Annotated in this window: 25 protein-coding genes and 2 pseudogenes; 22 read left to right on the forward strand and 5 right to left on the reverse strand. The window is 36.4% G+C overall.

The annotated features are described in order from the left end of the window. The first annotated feature begins 53 nt into the window (after positions 1-53). Genes BQ5367_RS09595 through BQ5367_RS09625 form a run of 7 tightly spaced genes read left to right on the forward strand, consistent with a single transcriptional unit; the run spans position 54 to position 5150 of the window. Positions 54-1250 carry an FtsW/RodA/SpoVE family cell cycle protein gene (locus tag BQ5367_RS09595; protein ID WP_071442293.1) on the forward strand — a complete coding sequence of 399 codons (1197 nt, stop codon included), beginning with the start codon at positions 54-56 and terminating at the stop codon, positions 1248-1250. After that, positions 1247-1822, forward strand: coding sequence for a 16S rRNA (guanine(966)-N(2))-methyltransferase RsmD (gene rsmD, locus BQ5367_RS09600; RefSeq protein WP_071442294.1), 576 nt, complete (start codon positions 1247-1249; stop codon positions 1820-1822). The genes BQ5367_RS09595 and rsmD overlap by 4 nt, the downstream gene beginning before the upstream one ends. Further along, a complete protein-coding gene (gene coaD / locus BQ5367_RS09605; protein WP_202615295.1) occupies positions 1791-2267 on the forward strand; it encodes a pantetheine-phosphate adenylyltransferase in 477 nt (158 codons plus the stop codon). Before rsmD ends, coaD begins: the two co-directional genes overlap by 32 nt. Then, positions 2264-2950 carry a YjjG family noncanonical pyrimidine nucleotidase gene (locus BQ5367_RS09610; protein ID WP_071442295.1) on the forward strand — a complete coding sequence of 229 codons (687 nt, stop codon included), beginning with the start codon at positions 2264-2266 and terminating at the stop codon, positions 2948-2950. Before coaD ends, BQ5367_RS09610 begins: the two co-directional genes overlap by 4 nt. After that, a complete protein-coding gene (gene yfcE, locus BQ5367_RS09615) occupies positions 2947-3486 on the forward strand; it encodes a phosphodiesterase (protein WP_071442296.1) in 540 nt (179 codons plus the stop codon). Before BQ5367_RS09610 ends, yfcE begins: the two co-directional genes overlap by 4 nt. Before the next feature lie 37 nt (positions 3487-3523). Then, positions 3524-3892 (forward strand): CvfD/Ygs/GSP13 family RNA-binding post-transcriptional regulator, encoded by a 369-nt coding sequence (locus BQ5367_RS09620; RefSeq protein WP_071442297.1) that lies wholly within the window; start codon positions 3524-3526, stop codon positions 3890-3892. After that, positions 3879-5150, forward strand: coding sequence for a glucose-6-phosphate isomerase (locus tag BQ5367_RS09625; RefSeq protein ID WP_071442298.1), 1272 nt, complete (start codon positions 3879-3881; stop codon positions 5148-5150). Before BQ5367_RS09620 ends, BQ5367_RS09625 begins: the two co-directional genes overlap by 14 nt. Before the next feature lie 124 nt (positions 5151-5274). On the opposite strand, the gene BQ5367_RS09630 is transcribed toward BQ5367_RS09625, so the two are convergent. Further along, positions 5275-5523 carry a hypothetical protein gene (locus BQ5367_RS09630; protein ID WP_143052387.1) on the reverse strand — a complete coding sequence of 83 codons (249 nt, stop codon included), beginning with the start codon at positions 5521-5523 and terminating at the stop codon, positions 5275-5277. A gap of 26 nt (positions 5524-5549) precedes the next feature. Next, a pseudogene (locus BQ5367_RS09635) lies at positions 5550-5837 on the reverse strand (transposase); the annotation flags it as partial. Positions 5838-5874: 37 nt separating this feature from the next. On the opposite strand from BQ5367_RS09635, the pseudogene BQ5367_RS14025 reads away from it, so the two are divergent. The 3 genes and pseudogenes from BQ5367_RS14025 to istB form a co-directional block, all read left to right on the forward strand. Then, a pseudogene (locus BQ5367_RS14025) lies at positions 5875-6159 on the forward strand (IS21 family transposase); the annotation flags it as partial. An 87-nt stretch (positions 6160-6246) separates the two neighbouring features. Then, complete coding sequence (locus BQ5367_RS14030; protein WP_408033458.1) at positions 6247-6555, forward strand: Mu transposase domain-containing protein; 309 nt, start codon at positions 6247-6249, stop codon at positions 6553-6555. Beyond that, positions 6542-7291 carry an IS21-like element helper ATPase IstB gene (gene istB, locus BQ5367_RS09645; protein WP_071442301.1) on the forward strand — a complete coding sequence of 250 codons (750 nt, stop codon included), beginning with the start codon at positions 6542-6544 and terminating at the stop codon, positions 7289-7291. Before BQ5367_RS14030 ends, istB begins: the two co-directional genes overlap by 14 nt. A gap of 149 nt (positions 7292-7440) precedes the next feature. Here the strand turns inward: istB and BQ5367_RS09650 are convergent, their stop codons facing one another. Next, positions 7441-9348 (reverse strand): BglG family transcription antiterminator, encoded by a 1908-nt coding sequence (locus tag BQ5367_RS09650; RefSeq protein WP_071442302.1) that lies wholly within the window; start codon positions 9346-9348, stop codon positions 7441-7443. Between the two features lie 166 nt (positions 9349-9514). Between BQ5367_RS09650 and BQ5367_RS09655 the strand changes: the two genes are divergently transcribed. The 11 genes from BQ5367_RS09655 (at position 9515) to BQ5367_RS09700 (ending at position 17768) form a co-directional block, all read left to right on the forward strand. Further along, positions 9515-9826 (forward strand): PTS lactose/cellobiose transporter subunit IIA, encoded by a 312-nt coding sequence (locus BQ5367_RS09655; protein WP_071442303.1) that lies wholly within the window; start codon positions 9515-9517, stop codon positions 9824-9826. After that, a complete protein-coding gene (locus tag BQ5367_RS09660; RefSeq protein WP_071442304.1) occupies positions 9820-10128 on the forward strand; it encodes a PTS sugar transporter subunit IIB in 309 nt (102 codons plus the stop codon). The genes BQ5367_RS09655 and BQ5367_RS09660 overlap by 7 nt, the downstream gene beginning before the upstream one ends. Before the next feature lie 13 nt (positions 10129-10141). Beyond that, positions 10142-11446 carry a PTS sugar transporter subunit IIC gene (locus BQ5367_RS09665; protein WP_071442305.1) on the forward strand — a complete coding sequence of 435 codons (1305 nt, stop codon included), beginning with the start codon at positions 10142-10144 and terminating at the stop codon, positions 11444-11446. 103 nt (positions 11447-11549) lie between these two features. Beyond that, positions 11550-12992: a glycoside hydrolase family 1 protein gene (locus tag BQ5367_RS09670; protein WP_071442306.1), complete on the forward strand. Its 1443-nt coding sequence runs from the start codon at positions 11550-11552 to the stop codon at positions 12990-12992. Further along, positions 12992-14038, forward strand: a complete 1047-nt coding sequence (locus BQ5367_RS09675) for a hypothetical protein (RefSeq protein WP_071442307.1) — start codon at positions 12992-12994, stop codon at positions 14036-14038. Before BQ5367_RS09670 ends, BQ5367_RS09675 begins: the two co-directional genes overlap by 1 nt. A gap of 52 nt (positions 14039-14090) precedes the next feature. Then, complete coding sequence (locus BQ5367_RS09680; protein WP_071442308.1) at positions 14091-15257, forward strand: iron-containing alcohol dehydrogenase; 1167 nt, start codon at positions 14091-14093, stop codon at positions 15255-15257. Positions 15258-15318: 61 nt separating this feature from the next. Next, entirely contained in the window at positions 15319-15570 is a 252-nt protein-coding gene (locus tag BQ5367_RS13280; RefSeq protein ID WP_083383229.1) for an AEC family transporter, read from the forward strand. Between the two features lie 33 nt (positions 15571-15603). Then, positions 15604-16254 (forward strand): AEC family transporter, encoded by a 651-nt coding sequence (locus tag BQ5367_RS09685; protein ID WP_083383230.1) that lies wholly within the window; start codon positions 15604-15606, stop codon positions 16252-16254. A 170-nt stretch (positions 16255-16424) separates the two neighbouring features. Next, positions 16425-16979 (forward strand): hypothetical protein, encoded by a 555-nt coding sequence (locus BQ5367_RS09690; RefSeq protein ID WP_071442309.1) that lies wholly within the window; start codon positions 16425-16427, stop codon positions 16977-16979. Between the two features lie 7 nt (positions 16980-16986). Beyond that, positions 16987-17574, forward strand: a complete 588-nt coding sequence (locus tag BQ5367_RS09695; protein WP_071442310.1) for an ISAs1 family transposase — start codon at positions 16987-16989, stop codon at positions 17572-17574. A 5-nt stretch (positions 17575-17579) separates the two neighbouring features. Then, the gene (locus BQ5367_RS09700) at positions 17580-17768 is read left to right on the forward strand and encodes a hypothetical protein (protein WP_071442311.1); all 189 of its coding nucleotides are present in this window, start codon (positions 17580-17582) and stop codon (positions 17766-17768) included. Positions 17769-17839: 71 nt separating this feature from the next. On the opposite strand, the gene BQ5367_RS09705 is transcribed toward BQ5367_RS09700, so the two are convergent. Together BQ5367_RS09705 and nrdI are read right to left on the reverse strand one after the other, a co-directional pair. Next, positions 17840-18421 carry a DUF3793 family protein gene (locus tag BQ5367_RS09705; RefSeq protein ID WP_071442312.1) on the reverse strand — a complete coding sequence of 194 codons (582 nt, stop codon included), beginning with the start codon at positions 18419-18421 and terminating at the stop codon, positions 17840-17842. 9 nt (positions 18422-18430) lie between these two features. Further along, positions 18431-18778 (reverse strand): class Ib ribonucleoside-diphosphate reductase assembly flavoprotein NrdI, encoded by a 348-nt coding sequence (nrdI, locus tag BQ5367_RS09710; protein WP_071442313.1) that lies wholly within the window; start codon positions 18776-18778, stop codon positions 18431-18433. Between the two features lie 266 nt (positions 18779-19044). Here nrdI and BQ5367_RS09715 point away from each other — a divergent pair, with 266 nt between their 5' ends. Continuing rightward, positions 19045-19512 (forward strand): ribosome maturation factor RimP, encoded by a 468-nt coding sequence (locus BQ5367_RS09715; protein WP_071442314.1) that lies wholly within the window; start codon positions 19045-19047, stop codon positions 19510-19512. Positions 19513-19514 lie beyond the last annotated feature (2 nt).

Raw genomic sequence — 19514 nt, forward strand, 5'->3', positions numbered from 1 at the left:
TTTTTCTTCCATTCATTTATAAAATTGTGTAAAATGAATCTGGAGGCGATTTGATGCGAAAGATAAAATTCAACATGCCAAAAAAATATGATCGGCTTATTCATGCCAGCGTCATAATTTTGATCGTGCTGGGAACTTTGATGGTCGCATCTACAAGTGTCGGAGAAACGATCTCAGGCGGCACGACTAATGATACCGTTGTCATTCGAACAATTGTAAAACAGGCATTGTTTGTGCTCGTGGCTTATTTCGCAATGGTTTTTTTCGCAAATTATTTTACGATGGAAAGAGCGATGAAATGGATACGTCCCGTTGGTTTTGCAATCGTTATCATGCTGGTTGCCTGTTTGTTTTTTGAAGCAGCCGGAGGAGCAAAAAGCTGGATTCGTTTAAGCATTCCTGGTCTTGGACAGATAACCTTGCAGCCAAGTGAATTTATGAAAGTCTTTATGATCGTAGTAATGGCCTGCATTATTGAAAGAGTGCGTAAAAGAAAGCTGGACTGCTGGAGTATCGTTAAAATTCCGCTTTCTTTTTATATGATTGCTGTTATTGTGATATTCCTGCAGAATGATACAGGTTCACTCATCGTTATATCCCTGATCTGTGCCGTTTGTCTTTTGGTTCCTTCTCATCCAAGTCTTAAAAAATTCCAGAAATTTGTTGGAGGCTTTTTGATTTTTGGAGGTCTGGCAGTCATTTTTTTAGCAAGTGATGCCGGTATCTCTCTTTTGGAGAAATTGCCTATTAGTAATTATATCATCAATCGTTTTAAGATGGCCGCAAATCCATGGCTGGATGAATATAATTCGGGTCTTCAGCTGATCAACTCGCTCTATGCTTTTGCCAGTGGCGGCTGGCTGGGCGTTGGTTTTGGACAGTCTGTTCAGAAAATGCAATACCTGCCAGCGGCAAGTACTGATTACATTTTGGCAATAACTGTTGAAGAATTTGGTATTTTAGGTTTTCTTGTGATTTTAGGCGGATATGGTGTTTTGATCTATCGTTTATTTAAATATGCGTTAATGTCTAAAAGAGAAGGTTATAAAATTTTATATATCGGAACAGCGATGTATCTTTTCATTCACTTTGTCTTTAATGTAGGGGGTGTTACGGGTCTGATTCCATTGACCGGTATTCCGTTATTATTTATTTCTTCAGGTGCCAGTTCGCTTGTCAGCATTTGTAGTGCCATTGGAATTGCTCAGGCAGCAATCGCTCGGGAAAATCGCGAGAGGGCAGGCGTATGAGAATTATTGCCGGGAAACTGCGGTCATTGAAAATTGAAACGATAGAAGGTGAAAAGACTAGGCCGACGGCAGATCGTGTCAAAGAAGCGGTATTTTCTTCCATAGGACCTTATTTCTATGGGGGAAAGATGCTTGATTGTTATGCAGGAAGCGGTAATATTGGTTTTGAAGCACTTTCTAGAGGTATAGATGAAGTTGATGGTTTTGAAATTGACAGCAAGGCTTGTGCCTGCATAAAGGCAAACGTAAAACGTTTTAAGCTTGAAAATCAATATCATCTTCATCAAAAAGATGTGATGGCACATTTGGATGAATTGAAAGGCGAATATGATCTGATTTATTTAGATCCCCCTTATGCGAAGCAGCAGAATGAAAAACTGATGACGATGATTGCGAAAAGAAAACTTTTGAGCGAAGAAGGTATTTTGATCGTTGAAAGTCGAAAAGAAGATGAATTTAAAGAAGAAATTGCTGATTTAAGGTGTTATAAGAAGGCTTATTATGGTATTACCAAAATCAGTTATTATGAAAGGAATGGATATGAAAAAAGCAATGATTCCGGGAACCTTTGATCCGGTAACAAAAGGACATCTTGATGTCATTGAACGATGTAGCAGGCTATTTGATGAAGTGTATGTCGTTATTATGAAAAATGCAGCTAAGAAACCATTATTTAGTGAAGAAGAGCGTATTGAAATGATTGAAAAAGAAACATCTCATTTAAAAAATGTGAAGGTCTTGGCTGGTAATGGATTAACAATTCATATGGCTAAAAAATTAGGTGTGAATGCTATGGTAAGAGGTATTCGTGCCACAAGTGACTATGAGTATGAGGTATCGATAGGAACAGCCAATATGATGCTTGAAAAAGAAATTGAAACATTGTTTCTTTTAAGTAAACCGGAGTATTCTTTCGTATCTAGCTCAACGGTTAAAGAAATTGCAATGCACCATGGAAATTTAAGCTGTTTTGTCAGCAAGTATGTGGAAGGAAAATTAGAGGAGAAGTTTCTATGATTAAGTTAGTTTGTTTTGATTTAGATGATACTTTGATGGATTTCCATAAAGGAGAAGAGATTGCCTTTTATGAAACGATGAAAGAAGAAAATGTTGAAGCCAGTCATGATGACTATCTTCTTTATAAAAAAATCAATGGTGCATTATGGAAAAAACTTGAAAAGGGCGAAGTTGAAAGATATGCTTTACAGAGAATTCGTTTTGAAGAATTGAAAAAGGAAAGTCAGCTTGATTTTGATATTGAGAAAGTAAATGCATTATTTCCTAAAATGCTTTCTGAACAGGCTATTTTATTAGAAGACAGTGAAAGAGTTCTAAAGTGGTGTTCAAAGAAAGCAGAATTGGCCATTGCTTCAAATGGAACAGCTACGACTCAGCATCGGCGGATTGAAAAATCAGGAATCGATAAATATTTTAAATATATTTTTATATCTGAAGAAGTGGGTCATGCAAAACCTCATCAAGGCTTTTTTGATGCGATTTTTAAGACAGCGAATGTTTCCCCGGAAGAAGTGCTTTTTATCGGTGATTCATTGAGTGCAGATATGAAAGGAGCAGTAAAAAGCGGATGTATTAGTGTCTGGTTCAATCCAAAACATATCATCAATGATTTGAATGTTATACCAGATCATGAAATTGATCGGCTTTCTTCAATAATTGATAGATGGGAGGAATTTAAGTGAAATATTATATTGTGTCCGATATTCATGGCAGTAGTGCAAATCTTGAAAAGGTATTGAAGCAATTTGATGAGGATGGGGATTATTTACTTGTTTTAGGGGATATTCTATATCATGGTCCACGAAATGATCTGCCAGCAAACTATGAACCTAAAAAAGTAGCAGCGATGTTAAATGAAAGAAAAGATAAAATCATTGCGGTACGAGGCAATTGTGATGGTGAAGTGGATCAGATGGTGCTGGAGTTTCCAATAACTGCGGACTATCAGATGTTACCTTTTGATGGCTATAAGATTTTTATGACGCATGGACATCTTTATGATGAAAATTTGAAATGGATCAAAGAGGATGATGCGGTGCTTTTTGGACATATTCATATTCCGGTTGCTGAAAAAATGAATGGATTACTTTATCTTAATCCAGGAAGTATCTCCCTTCCAAAGATGGAGAGCGTGCCAAGTTATGCTGTATTGGAAAATGATGAATTTACGATCTATGATTTAGATAAAAATATTGTCAACTCTTATAAAATCAAATAAAGATTGTGATATAATATGAATAGTTTGGAGGTGGATCATGCATTCTAAGGTTGGTGAAGTTAGAGAAGGAGTCATTAGCGGCATACAGCCTTATGGAGCTTTTGTCCAGCTTGATTCCGGAGAAAAAGGTTTGATCCACATTTCAGAAATATCGAAGGGATATGTGAAGGATGTTGCTCAATTTCTCCATGTTGGGGAAAGGGTTCGTGTGAAGATTCTGGATTATGATCCACTTTTAAATCAATGCCGTCTATCACTCAAGGCATTGCAGTCCAACAGATCCCACCGTAAGAGTTCAAGAGAGCCTAAAGTTCCGAAGATGGTCATTGGGTTTAAGACTCTGCAAGAACATTTAGATGAGTGGATTCAACAGCAGAATAAGGAGGAGCAGAATGTTGAAATTTAGTAGCGAACATGCATTTTTACAGGAAGATATTATGGGTTATCAGCCTGCTGTCAGCAAGTATCATGATCAGCTGATGAATAAAACAGGTTTAGGAAATGATTTTGTTGGCTGGGTAGAATGGCCAAACTGCTATGATAAGGAAGAGTTTGCACGTATTTTGAAAGCGGCGAAAGAAATCCGTGAAAAATGTGAAGTATTCCTTGTTTGTGGTATCGGTGGTTCTTATTTAGGAGCCAGAGCAGTAATTGAAATGGTGAATGGAGTTTATAATGATGCTAAACCAGAAATCATTTTTATAGGAAATACATTCTCTTCGACTTATGTTGCCCAAGTGTTGAAACATATTGAGGGAAAAGAAGTTGTCTGCAACGTAATTTCTAAATCAGGAACGACGACAGAAACAAGCGTAGCTTTCCGTCTGATCAAACAGTATATGACAAAAAAATATGGTGAAAAGGTCCATGAATATATTTATGCAACAACGGATGCGCATAAGGGAACATTAAAGTCGATGGCCGATAAGGAAGGCTATGAAACTTTTGTTATTCCTGATGATATTGGTGGAAGATTCTCGGTAATCACACCTGTAGGACTTTTGCCAATTGCGGTTGCAGGTATTGACATTCAGTCATTGATGGATGGCTGTGCTGAAGCTTATAAAGATTTTGATACGGCTGATTTGAATAAAAATATTGCTTATCGTTATGCTGTGTGCCGCCGTATCCTTGAACATCAGGGAAAAGTTGCGGAAATGTTTGTTTCTTATGAAACACAGATGGCAATGGTAGCAGAATGGTGGAAGCAGTTATTTGGAGAAAGTGAAGGAAAAAATGGAACAGGGCTATTACCTTGTTCAGTAAATTTCTCAACGGATCTTCATTCTATGGGTCAATTTATTCAGGAAGGACGTAAATGCTTGTTTGAAACAGTGGTCAAAGTAGAAAAGCCTACATTAGATATCACTTTCCCAAGTGATAGTGAAAATTTAGATAATATGAATTATCTTGCTGGAAAATCACTTCACTGGATCAATCAGATGGCTTGTCTTGGAACATTACAGGCTCATGTAGAAACAGGTCATGTTCCTAATCTTGAAATTACTGTTCCAGATATGAGTGCTCATAGTTTTGGTTATATGGCTTATTTCTTCTTTAGAGCGATTGCTATGACGACTTATTTGAATGAACAAAATCCATTTAATCAGCCAGGTGTAGAAGTTTATAAGAAGAATATGTTTAAGCTTTTGGGAAAGGAATAAATGAAAATGGGTGAAAGCCCATTTTTTTATATATTAGGAAATTTCAAATTTAGGGAGGGAAAGGTTAAAAAAGCACCCCGATATAAAAGGGTGCATTAAAAATAGGAATAGATAGAATGTTTTTTTAAAGCTTTCTATTCTTCTTGACTTTATTGTAGTAATCCATCGTTACAACTTCACCGTCTTCACATTTGCAGCACGCCGATGAGAAATGATCACCCAGACCGCATTCTTCATTCATTTCGCTGATCTCCGCAATCAGCCATGAGGGAATCTTCTGCTCGTGTCCGCATGCAAGACACTTGCACCTTACAAATTCGTCCCTGGCTATAAGATCCATTTCGTCAAATAATTTTTTATCTTTCTTTATCATCGCAATCAGCTCCTTTCCATCCTGTATCATCCGAAGATAAAGACCTCGACAAATTCCATGACTCTCCCGCATGAACATTTCAGCGGATCTCGTCTGAAATCCTGAATGATCGTATTTCTGAAGCGGTGAATAAAGCTGTCCATTTTCTGTTTCTGTTTGTAGCGTTTCTTCATTTCTCTGTATTTATGATCCCTTGCCGCATAGATTCCTGCATAGCGAATGCTTTTGAAATGGGCAGGCATGATATGCTGAATCAGTTTTCCTATGAATACAAGAACATTTTCAGTAACATGCACCGTATCTCCGCCTTCATGGGGATCATACCTGGTACTATGTCAAGAAAAAGTACCAGTACCAGAAACCGTCGTTACAGATAACATGAAAACAGTCATGGATGAACCAAGAACAGCCTACAGTAAAGGAAAAATCAACAATAAATTCTATCAGTTCTCACAGGATTACGGATTCACAGTACACCCCTGTATCGCGGGAAGACCCAATACTAAAGCGAAAGTAGAATCTCCAATGAAGATACTTGATGAACTGCTGGCGTACAGTGGAGAACTGTCGTATGATGAACTGTCCATGAAACTGAAAGAAATCAACAACAGGGAAAATACTGCCTTTCACGAGAGTTATCAGGGGATCCCGATACTTGATCTGGAAAATGAAAAAGCTTTCCTAGGGCCGTTACCACCACAGTCCGTAAGAAAGCAGTATAGCATCGAAACAACAGCTGTAAAGGTTAATAAATCTTCGATGATCACCTATAAATCAAAGATGTATTCTGTACCACCAGAATATATTGGAAAACAATTACAGTTGCAGGTCTACGATAATCAGCTACACCTGCATTATAACATGGAACTTGTAACTGTACATCTTATTTCTCATAAAAAAATGAACTATCATAGAGAGCACTATGAAAACATATTGTCAATGACACTGCCTCATGATAGAGATAAAATATCAAAGATAGCAAAAGAAAATCTGGAAAATATAGGAGCAAGATTCAAAAATGACAGAACATGAACAACTTATACAGAACCTGGAATATCTAAAACTGAATGAAATCATTAACCATCTAAGCGAAACTGCCGATTTCATTACAAGGAATAATCTTTCATTTGAACAGGGGCTGATCAAGCTGACAAATTATGAAATCGACCAGAAGGAAGCTAAGCTGATTAAAACAATGGTCAAAACAGGAGCTTTTCCACATCACAAGGAAATTGGTGAATTTGATTTTGACTTTCAGGAAAATATAAATAAAGCGCAGATCATGGATTTTTTCAGCCACAGGTTCATCCATGAAAAAGAAAATATCATATTTCTTGGCAGCAGCGGTGTAGGTAAAACACACCTGGCAACATCGATAGGGATATCCGTAGCCAAAAAAAGAATGTCCACCTATTTCATAAAATGCCATGATCTCATCGCACAGTTAAAGAAGGCCAAGCTGGAAAACAGACTTGAAAACAGACTGAAGCATTTTTCAAGCTATTCACTTCTTATAATAGATGAACTAGGATATTTACCTATAGACAGAGAGGATTCGAAACTGTTTTTTCAGCTTATAGACAAACGCTATGAAAAGAAGAGCACAATCATTACGACGAATATAAACTTTTCAAATTGGGATGATGTATTTATGGACCCGGTAATAGCAAACGCAATACTAGATCGAGTATTGCATCATGCACATGTTGTCCATATAACTGGTAGATCATACAGACTTAAGGACTATTATGAGGAACAGGAAAATTAAAAAAATGTACATTCTTATATGATCAAAATCGAAGATTAGAAGAAATTACCAATTGGATGGAAATTCATGTAAAATAAAAATGTTTAAAATGAACCCTGTAATTAGGAAGTGATCCTATATTACAGGGTTTTTATTTATGTAAACAACGTTTATTTATAGATTAAACGTATAAAATCAGCAAAGTTATTACAATCAAGCAGTTCTTCCGTTATCTTTTTATTTGTCATAGCAGTTGTAATAACATTAAAAATATCTAAAAATAATGATCGATCTTCTGGGCGAAGAGAAATCATGAATATAAAATTCACTTCATTATTCACCCATTTAACGGGCTTCTTATTGATCCAGACAGCAATGGCAGATTGATGGATATGAACATCACTGTCACTTAAAGGGTGAGGAATGGCGATATTGTTATATTCTGTGGGTAATTCTTTTTCATGTCTGTATATATCTTCTTTAAAATCAGAGTTGACATAACCAAGCTTCTCCATTTCATCACATATGTAGCTGATGGCATGATTGCCGGATGAAAAATCTATATTGAAAAACATTAGTTCTTCTTTAAAGAATTGTTTGATTTTTTTCGCAAATTCTTCTTCTTGGAGCTCTTCTTGAATTTTTCTTACAGCATTAGCAACATTTTCAATATCTTTTTTTGTTGGTAAGACATTGATATGAACCTGACGGATGTGAATAGCAGGATTTGTTTCTAAAGTAGTTAGGATCAAATCGGTTGATTTATCAATGTCTTCATATGAAGATACGATATCGGTAAGATGAATATTATTCACATTGGCAGATATCTTATCAAATATGTTTTTACCTAAATCATGATAATCGTAAATAACAATTTCACAATTCACATGTTGAATGTTCTGCCTTTCTGTTTCCATAAGCACACCTAAATGAAGGGCAATATAAGATATTTCATTTTCGGGTAAATCGCAATGTGCTGTTTGTGATATGAGCGAAGATATGTAAACAGCAATCATATAAAGAAACGGATAATCATTTTTTATGCTGATAAAGTTGTTTGAGCTGATTTGCATATTTTCATGAAGGCGAATCAGAAGATTTTTGATATGAAAAGCAAATCTTACGATAAAATCATCGTTATTAAGGTCAATGCCGTAATTGCTATATACGTTATGAATAATCGTTATAAGCAAATCTTTAATTTCTTTACCGACATAATTATCAATTTCATCCAATGTCAGATTTGTCATTTTAGACGAAGTAGCTCGTGTCGACATTAAAACAGAAGCATCGAATATCTGATCCAAGGTAAAGTTAGAATCAGGATATTCCTTTTTTAGATCTTCATATATAGATACGATGATCTTTTGAAAATGAGTATCAAAAGGCAGATCGACAGATCTGGAAAATGATATAGGATTGTTCGTTTGACTTGTTTCAATACAAATGGCAAGATGAAGGACATAGTTTAGGATCGAGTAGTCATCAAGCTTATAATCATTTTTTTCTAAATTATTTAAGATGACCGATCTTATTTTCTGAATATCTGCTTTTTCAAAGAAATTTTGTAGAGAAACGATTGAAAACATCGAATCCACCAATTCTTTATTTAGTAACGATAAAAGATATTTATGTTTTTTTCTAACTTCACCTACGATAAAAAGCCGTCCGTTTTTAGTATTGATATAGAGATCACTGTTTTTCAATTCTGCTCGTAAACGCGCTAAATCTTTATTAAAGGTAGATTCAGAAATATAGAGATCATTCATAAAATCTTCAACGGTTACATCTTCTTTATTTAAAAGAAGCTTTTCTAGAATATATTTGCTTCTTTTTTCATAGCTGTCAAAGAATGAAGTGTCTGAAATGTCATTAAATATGGTAGAAACCTTTTCTTTGTTGATGATCTCATAGCCCAAATTAGATGATTTTATGATATTTCCGAATTCTTCATTTAATTGCTTTGTATAGTTTATGATGCTTCTTCTGGAGATGCCAAAAACTTCCTGTATGACGCTGCTGCTTACAGGGGTGGTCTGATTGAGAAGGTATTTTAAGATCTCATACTTCTTTTCCATATTAATCGCACCTCTTTTGACATAGTTATTATAGTATATGCTTATTTTTATAAAAATGCATTGATTTGCACACCCTTGTGCAAATGCGTGGAAAGAATATTTATGAGGAAATATGTACAATGTAAGCGTAAAGAAAAGCTAGCTTGGTTAGAAAGGAGGTAATGATTTGGATATCAATCAAATTGCCGCAAATATTATCGCGTATGCAGGGGACGCCCAAAGCTTGGCGATGGAGTGCGTGGGATTAGCCAGAGAATTCAAGTTTAATGAAGCTGCCGAAAAATTGGAAAAAGCAAAAGAGTCGGCCTTAAAAGCACATCGATACCATACGGATCTGATTGCTTTGGGAGCTAGAGATGAGAATCTTAAAATCAATCTTTTAGTAGTACATGCATCAAATCATTTATCAGTAGCGGAAACTTTGATCACCATGGCTGAATTGTTTGTTGAATTAAAAGAGGAGATTAAAAAATGCTAAATGTAGTATTACTTTGTCAATTTGGAGCAAGCACGGGTATGCTTGCAGAAAACATCAGGAAGGCTGCGGATACAAGAAATATTGAAATGGTCATTAATGCGTATTCCATTGCTGATGCGAAAAATGTTGTTGGAAATGCAGATGTAATCTTATTAGGACCGCAGCTGCGTTATCAAAAAGATGTAATCGTAAAATTGTTAGATGATAAAAAGACGCCGATCATTGTCATTGAACCTTTGGACTATGGCATGATGAATGGGGAAAATGTCTTGAATCTGATTTTAAACGAAGTGAAAGCTTGAAAAGGAGGTAAAAATGTCTACAGATGTAAAAAAGAAAGGTTTTCTGGATTCACTAACGGATGGAATATCAAAATGGCTTGTTCCAATCGGAGAAAAATTACAGGCAAATAATGTGATTGCTGCTATTGCTGAAACAATGCAGGCAACGATGCCTTTGATCATTATTGGTTCATTTGCTGTCATGTTTTTATGTATTGATATCGGTCCCTGGCAATCATGGATCAATTCGGTTCCCGGATTAGTGAGTGTTTTGACCAAAATTAATACTTTAACATCAGGAGCATATTCATTATGGGTGGTTTTATTGCTTTCTTATTTCTATGGCAACAGGATCAATTTAAAACAAAATATCGTTACGATTCCTGTGACTGCTGCTGTTTTCTTCATCGTTTCACCATTAACAGATGGAAATATCAGTGCGAATGCGGTGGGAACCTCTAATTTAATCACAGCAATGCTTGTAGGCTGTCTGGTTCCATTAGGAGTTAAATTCCTTATTCAACATAAGGTTCTCATAAGAATGCCAAATAGTGTTCCAAAGTTTGTTGAAGAAGGTTTTGCAATATTAGTTCCTGCAATTATTTTATGTGTGATTGCAGGTGTGATCGATGTAATTTTCAGTGGTACTTCTTATGTCACCTTTGCCGGATTTGTTTATGCTATGTTACAGGCACCACTTACGAATATTGGTTTGTCTTATGGGGGATATGCCATCATCATGTGTATTGCTTCGGCAATCTTATGGCCAGGCTTGCATGCGAATACGATCATGGGTGTTGTTCAGCCATTGACGCTTGCGGCAAGTGCTGCAAACTTAGCTGCTTTGCAGGCAGGGGAAACACTTCCAAATATTATTGAATATGAATTTAATATGATCATGGATCCGGGAGGACAGGCATCCTTATTGATTCCTTGTCTGTTAGGATTGTTCTTCTGTAAATCAAAACAAATTAAACAGGTTTCCAAAGTAGGCTTTATTCCGGCAATCTTTGGTATCGGTGAACCAATTCTATTTGGTTTTCCTTGTATGTTTAATCCATTGATGATCATTCCGATGGTCTTGTCGACCTTCTGGAATGTAACATGCTGGTATGTTGCGATTGTCACAGGTTTGGTTGGAAGATTCAGTGGTTTGGTTCTTCCTTGGACGACACCACCGCTGTTAAATTCAGCTTTAGCAAGTACGACTCCTGTAGCCGCTGTGATCTGCCATATCGTTATGCTCGTTGTTAATGCGCTGATCTGGCTGCCATTCGTTCGGGCATATGACAGACAATTGTTTGAAAAGGAAAACGCAGCTGAAAAGGCTGAAGCATAATAAGAAATTATTGATGAAGGTTTAGAGCTTGTTAAGGGATACCTGCTTATGATTCATAAATATCAGATATCCCTTTGTTATAAAAAAGAAGAGGAGAAGAAAAATGTCAAAATTTCCAAAAGATTTTTTATGGGGCGGTGCTACTGCCGCTAATCAGTTTGAGGGAGCTTATGATGTAGGTGGAAAAGGATTAAGCATTGATGATGTCTTTTCCAATGGTTCTCATACCCAGCCGAGAAGAATAACCAAGGATACAGAAGAAGGCCTGTATTATCCAAATCGAATTGCAAGTGATTTCTATCATCATTATAAAGAAGATATTGCCCTGATGGCTGAAATGGGTTTTAAAGTATATAGAATGTCGATTGCATGGACAAGAATCTATCCGACAGGTATGGAAAGTGAACCAAATGAAGAAGGTTTGAAATTCTATGATGCGGTATTTGATGAATGTCGCAAGTATGGAATTGAACCACTGGTAACTTTATCTCATTATGAAATCCCGCTTGCAATGACGAATGAATTTAACGGTTTTGCGGATCGTAGAGCTATTGATTGTTTCAAACGTTTTGCTACGACGGTATTTACAAGATATAAGGACAAGGTAAAATATTGGCTGACATTTAATGAAATCAATCTTGCTACTTGGGATAATGGAATTGGCAATTATCTCGTATTAGGTGTCAGAAATGAAGGAACCAAAGATTATGTACATCAGGTCGATGATCCTCAGGTTCGTCTTCAGGGACTTCATAACCAGCTTGTTGCCGGAGCATGGGCAGTAAAAATTGGTCATGAGATTAATCCTGAATTTAAGATTGGCAATATGATTGCAATGAATCCTGCCTATCCGTATTCATGTAATCCGGAGGATGTTTTTAAAGCAGAAAGAAACTGGCAATCAGATACTTATTATTGCGGAGATGTTCAGGTGCGTGGAGAATATCCGTTCTTTGCCGAAAAATATTGGCAGGATCGCGGAGTGACGCTTGATATTACAGAAGAAGACAGACAGATTTTAAAAGAGGGTACAGTTGATTTCTTTTCATTATCCTATTATCAGACATTAGTATTAACCTCAGATGATTCCGTACAGAAATCTGAAAGTATGTTAGGCGGTGTAAAAAATCCATACCTGAAAAGCAATGACTGGGGCTGGGCCATTGATCCTACCGGCTTGCGTTATTTATTAAATGTATTGTATGGAAGATATAATATCCCGATTATGGTCGTTGAAAATGGTATCGGTGCTTATGATAAGCTTGAAGAAGATGGTACGGTGCATGATCCATACCGAATTGCCTATCTTCGTGAACATATCAAAGCCATGAGCGATGCAATTGAAGATGGTGTTGATTTGATTGGTTATACGATGTGGGGCTGTATTGATCTGACATCAGCAGGAACGGGTGAAATGAAGAAAAGATATGGCTTTGTTTATGTTGATTCAGATGATTATGGAAATGGTTCGTTTGATCGTTTCAGAAAGGATAGCTTTTATTGGTATCAGAAGGTAATCAAAACGAATGGGGATGATCTTTCCTAATGGCAAATAAGATCGTATTTAAAAGTAATGCCACATACCCGCCTTATACAGAATTTACATCCTTTAAAGAGGATTATCTAAAGATGGAACCGGATGTCTTTCATAATGAACGTGATGGATATTGCTCCTTATCGTTAAATCCTGTATTCTGCCAGTTTTTTGTAGATGATCAGCCTTACTTTTATTATCGCCATTTAGATCCGGACAAAAATAGATTCGTGGGTATTTCTAAATTGGGAGATGGACCCTTGGATTATCAAAAAGGGGGTTATACCTATCAGTTGGCTGCTCCGTGCAAGAACGATGCGATCGTTCCTTATCATAAGATAGCAGATGATCCACCGGCTTATGGATGTAGTTCCTTGGATGGTAAGATGGAGATTGTATATTATACCGATCATGCGTTTGTTAAGGAATCGGATATATTACAGTTGAATTTTGAATATTATCCTATGGCAGTTATCGATCATTTTAATGCATGGCCTAATGCATGTGTGATTTATCAGGCGGCAAAATTTACAGGAGAATTTGAAGGAAAACCTATTCATGGTGTTGGCCGATGCTCTCATTCTTATACGATTCAAAAGGAAAAAAATGTTGGTTTTTCTATGGAATATGGCAGCGTCAATATGAATAATGAATTGATCGGTATCCGGGAAGATGGCCGTATGGAAGAAGCTGTCATTGATATCATTGCTGATGGAAAGGTATGGGCCTATTATCATCTGGAAGGTGAAGAGCCGGTGTATGCTGATGAAGTTGAGGTTGAAGCAGACTTTTATCGCATCCCATATCTAAATGATTCTACTTGTATCTATAAAGAAATTGTGTTCCGTTTTGCCGGAAAAGAAATTCATATGACAGGCAAGTGGGGAACAAAAGGCTTTCTGGGTTATCCACGCTTTGAAAAAGTTGGACAGGCAGAAGTCGTCGGCCCTTGGTATGAAGGTTCATTACCATATCAGCATAGGGAGTATATGTCATTTAATGAGGTTCAGGATTGTTATGAAAAGCAATTAAAGGAATTGGGTTTTAATGTCTATTAATTTAAATGATGATATGAAGATCATCCTCTATTTAGAATAGAAGGGAGCAATTATGTTAGGTAATTTTGAATATTTTAATCCAACGAAAATATATTTTGGTAAAGAAGCGATTCAACATCTGTTACCGGAATTAAAAAACTATGGACAAAATGTAACTCTGGTCTATGGCAAAAATTCTATTAAAAAAATAGGTTTGTATGATGAAGTCGTTTCAATTTTGAAACAGGCGGGTAAATCAATTAGTGAGATAAGCGGTGTCATGCCGAATCCTACGATTCAGAAGGTCTATGAAGGTATTGAAGTTGTCAAAGAGAATAAGACGGATTTGCTGTTGGCTGTGGGTGGCGGATCGGTAATTGATTATGCTAAGGCCGTTGCCGGCAGTGCTTACTGTAACGGTGATCCTTGGGAGAAGTTTTATATTGGAAGGGAAGAGTGTACGAATCAAGTGATTCCGGTTGGCTGTATCTTAACGATGGTGGGCACTGGTTCAGAAATGAATGATAATGGTACGATAACCAATCATGAAACGAAACAAAAGATCGGTTACAAATTTGGAAAGGATGCCTATCCTAAGTTTGCGATCATGAATCCGGAATATACATATTCTGTATCTTATTATCAGTTTGCTTCCGGTACTTTTGATATTATGTCACATATCATGGAACAATATTTTTCCAATGAAGATGATAATGTATCAGATGATATCGCAGAAGGTCTGATGCGATCGGTAATTCGAAATGCAAAGGTTGCTAAGGGTGATCTTACAAATTATGAAGCACGTTCGAATCTGATGTGGGCAGCCACATGGGCCTTGAATAATTTGATTGCGATGGGAAAAACAGGTGATTGGGAGGTCCATATGATGGGTCAGGCAATTGCTGCTTTTACGGATGCTACTCATGGGATGACATTATCATGTATTTCCATTCCATATTATCGTTTGATGGCTAAATATTATCCGCCTAAATTTGCTCGGTTTGCCGTAAATGTCTGGGGTGTTGATCCAGGCAATAAAACAAATGAGCAAATTGCTGAGGAAGGTTTAAATCGTTTAAAAGATTGGATGATTGAATTAGGCGTTGCGATGAGCATCAAAGAGGTAGGCATCAGCGAGGATATGATCGAAGAGTTAGCTGATAATACGCCGATCAATGATGCCGGATATCACAAGCTCAGCAAAGAAGAACTGATACAGATTTATAAAAATAGTCTGTGAATGAATCAATGGGGTTTCCTGATGTGAGGGTACCCCATATTATTTAAAAAGGAGGTATGTCATGAAAGTGTTGGAAACTATAATCCCTGTATTTTTTATGCTTTTACTGGGATTTTTATCGAGAAGGTATCATTGGATCAGTCCTGATCAAAAAGAAGGGGTAAAGAAGGTATTATTCAGTATTGTTTTGCCTATCGTCGTATTTAATGCAATTTTTACCTCTGATATCCAGCCATCATTGTTTTTAGTGATTTTATATGCATTATTGGCATGGTGCGCTGCTTTTGTGATAGGTAAATTATGCAGCAAATGAATCAGTGAACGTTATTCCAAAATAGTGCCCTATATGTTATGGACAGTGGAAGGCGGCAGTGTAGCTTTGCCTCTATATACATCAATCGTAGGCGAGGGATATGCCATCAATACGATTACTTTTGATATGGCTGGTATCATCATTGGCTTTGTGCTGATTCCGATACTTGTATCAAAAGAGTCAGCCAAAAACGCTTCTTCATCAGAAATTATAAAGAAAATATTAACAAATTCCTTTGTCTTGGCACTGGTTTTCGGCCTTATATTAAACTTCATGGGTGTATATTCATTATTGGATAAAATCAATGTCTTAACGATTTATACAGATACGGTTTCGATGGCAACCGTTTCTTTGACAGGATTGATTTTATTTTCAATGGGGTATGAGCTAAGCTTAAAATTTTCAATGTTGATGCCTATCTTACGATTATCTCTTATTCGTATCGTGACAAGCGTTATGATCGTCTTGGGTATTTTCTTCTTGTTTCCTCATTTGATGGAAAATAGATATTTTATGATAGCTGTTTTGGTATATTTTTCATGTCCGACAGGTTTTGCGAATCAGCTTCAAGTACAGCCCTTATTTAAGGATGAAACGGATGAGAGCTTTTTATCAACCTACCTTTCACTTTATATGATCGTGACGCTTATTGCTTATGTGCTGATCGTATCGTTTGTTGTATAGATAAACGGGTAATGAAAACTCAGGGCAATTGCATAAAATTTTAGTTTAGTGAAAGAATATCGTAGAAATACGATATTTTTGTATGTGATAAGGGGATGAAAAGATATACGAAAATCTCTTTAATATTTTCTATATGTATTGTATAATATACATATACAGAAAGAGGTGATATGATGAATTATCCTGAATGGGTTAAAAAATTCAGAACGAAAGGTACTGCTATTAAAAAAGTTGGCAATTCTTATTATCTGTATCAGCATTCTTCCAGAAGGGTTCCAGGCAAGAAGTATCCACAGGCTGTCGATACTTATATCGGTCTTATTACTCCTAATGGAGTCGTTCGAAAAAGCAGAAAAAAAGTTTCTTTGGAGAATATTGAAGTTTTTGAATACGGTTTTTCTAAAGCTCTTTGCGAATTATGCACATCAAAATGGAAAAACGATCTGAAAGAAGACTGGCAGGATGTTCTCTATCTTATCATAAAGGAACATTCACCTGATTCCTATCTGTTGAGAAATTATGAATTTAAAAGCATATCCGCAAGATTATCGCTGCAGACAAAAAAGCTTGAAGATGAGATAGGCGTATCCCTGGATGAACTGGCCGAACTGAAAACAATCTATCTGCTTTGTTTCGAAGACAGAGAGGCCGTTTCTAAAATAAATGATAAACATAAATTAATCATCAAGAAATATCATATAAGCCTAGGCGGTGAAGAAGGGTAACAGAGCAGTGGCGTCTCTGGCCGGGATTCTGTCCACGATCCCCGATCCGAGAGACAGCAGAGGAAAGAAACATTCTCTGGTAAAGATCCTTCTCCTTGCCATCATAGGTTTTCTGACCGGAAAGAATGATTTCACAAATATGGTGCATTGTTTAAAAAAACAGGAAAGCGAATTGAAAAACTATATCAGTCTGGAAAATGGAATCCCGTCCCATGACACATTTTCGAGGATCATGAGGAAGCTGGACAATATGCAGATGATCTATGCCATCTGTGACTGGTTTGGCAGTCTGACCGATACATACGGGAAACAGCTGATCATTGACGGAAAAGGGATACTGGCAGCAGCCATGAAGAACAGAAACGGGAGAACTCCATATATTGTGAATGTGATTGAAGAAGCGTCCAGGATGGTATTAATGCAGCTGAAGGTCGATCATAAAGAGAATGAAATGACGGGAATCATGAAAGTGCTGGATTATATAGACATAAAGGATAGAGTAATAACTATTGATGCGATAGGTACACAGCGGTCTATCATAAAAAAAATAAAACAGAAAGGCGGTCATTTTGTACTTCCGGTAAAAGAGAGGTAAAAAGCATGTGTGACTATGGAGATTATGTAGAGAAGATGGGCACAGAGAAAGGAATTGCTCAGGGAATGGAGCAGGGATTATTTCTTTCGTTAAGTTCACTGATGGAGAACATGAAGGTTGACTTGCATGAAGCAATGAAGTTATTGAATATTTCTGAAGATGAGTATGATCATTACGCTAAAATGATGAAATAAAAAATATTAGTGACTCTATAAATTAAATTTTAGAAACCCACTTTATGAAAAAAACTCCTTCAAGGAGTTTTTTAGCTGGGTGCTTTATCTAATGATCTTTCTACAAGCTGAAAGATAGATTCACCATTAGAGATTTTTTTGTGAACCATTTTGGTACAACATTCAAACTTTTGAAATGTTTTCTGGGTATTTTTCACATTACCGTATACTTTCCAATGACCAATAAGTTTACATTTACTTTTTTTATCCATAAAGCTAATGACATCGTGGAGCGGATAACCAAGAAAAAAACCTATTTCATGTGGAAATTCATTTTCTAAAAGACGGTTGCGCAGATGATTTAAAGCTTTTGTCAAATCCTGATTTGGATAATCAAACTGCTTGAGAATATTCCAAACAAGAGGATTTGATAGAATATGATTAAGACTTGTATGTTCATAGATATAGATCAGAACACTGGTCTTATTTTCATGTAAGATGCAAATTTGAATGCCATACTCATTAAAATGCTGATTATAATAATGCAAACATTCTTTATAATCAGGAATATCTTTTTTTTGAATTCTGAAAAGACTAGCGGTTTTCATGCCTATCAGTGTTGGAGCACTGTATAAGGCAAGTTTTTCTTGAAAAGTTAAAGTGTTTTTAGGCATAGATGAAAGCTATTTTAAAAGATTACTTATTATTTCGATATCTTCATCCGTTCCGTCATTTTCAACTTTATAAAGACATTCTACACCATACATTTCACTGATTTTGTCGCCGGCCTGACAATAAGCTTCACCATATCCTGTATCGCCACTGACAACAACACCCTTTAGATGATCGCTGTTAGCTGAAAGAAAGTCTTCAACTTCGCTTGGTATATCACCATAGCCATCCGTATAAGTGAAAAGTACATAGTCTTCTGAACAAGTTTCGTTACCTGATTCAATCTTTAGAGCATCAGCTCCTAAACGGTTTACAATAGATTCGACATTGCCTGTCCTGGATGCATAAACAACTTTCATGATTTTCCTCCTTTAAAATTAGCTAAAGCTAACTTTATGTTTAGGATAACATGGGGTACGATTTGTGTCAAGATAAAAAGTTAGCTATAGATAACATATATATGATCATGCTTGCTTTTTATCTATATGTGAGAAGAAATATGCACGAGAAAGACTTTGAAAATAGATGAAATCGCTTGAAAACAACTAAGATCTATGCTAATATATCACTGTAAAGAAACGAGTGGACGAGAGTCCACTTTCATTTTGTTAGAAAAGGAGATAAGATGGATCAGGAAGCAAAAATCAGAGAAGGCATATTGCCACTACTTGAAGAAATGCAAGTAAAATTGTATGACATTACTTGGACACATGAAGGTAAACACAAGATCCTGCAGATTGCCATTGAAAGAGAAGATGGCAGCGTAGACGTGGATCTTTGTGCCAGTGTAGCTGAAGTGATTGGTGCCAAGCTTGATGAAATGGATGTGATCAGCTTTGAGTATATGCTGGAAGTTTGTTCACCGGGTGCTGAACGTAAGCTAAGAAATGTTCAGGAAATTAAAAATGCAGTTGGCAAGTATGTATATGCGAAATTCAAAAAGACGATCGGAAAACTGGATGAAGTTAAAGGAACTTTGATCAGTGTGGAAGATAACTGCTGCTGTATTGAGTATATGGACAAGACGTTCAAAAGGCAGATCAAAGTGAATATCGATGATTGTTCTCTGATTCGTCTTGCAGTAAAAATTTAGTA

Origin of the sequence: Traorella massiliensis (assembly GCF_900104665.1) — a bacterium.
GTDB lineage: Bacteria > Bacillota_I > Bacilli_A > Erysipelotrichales > Erysipelotrichaceae > Traorella > Traorella massiliensis.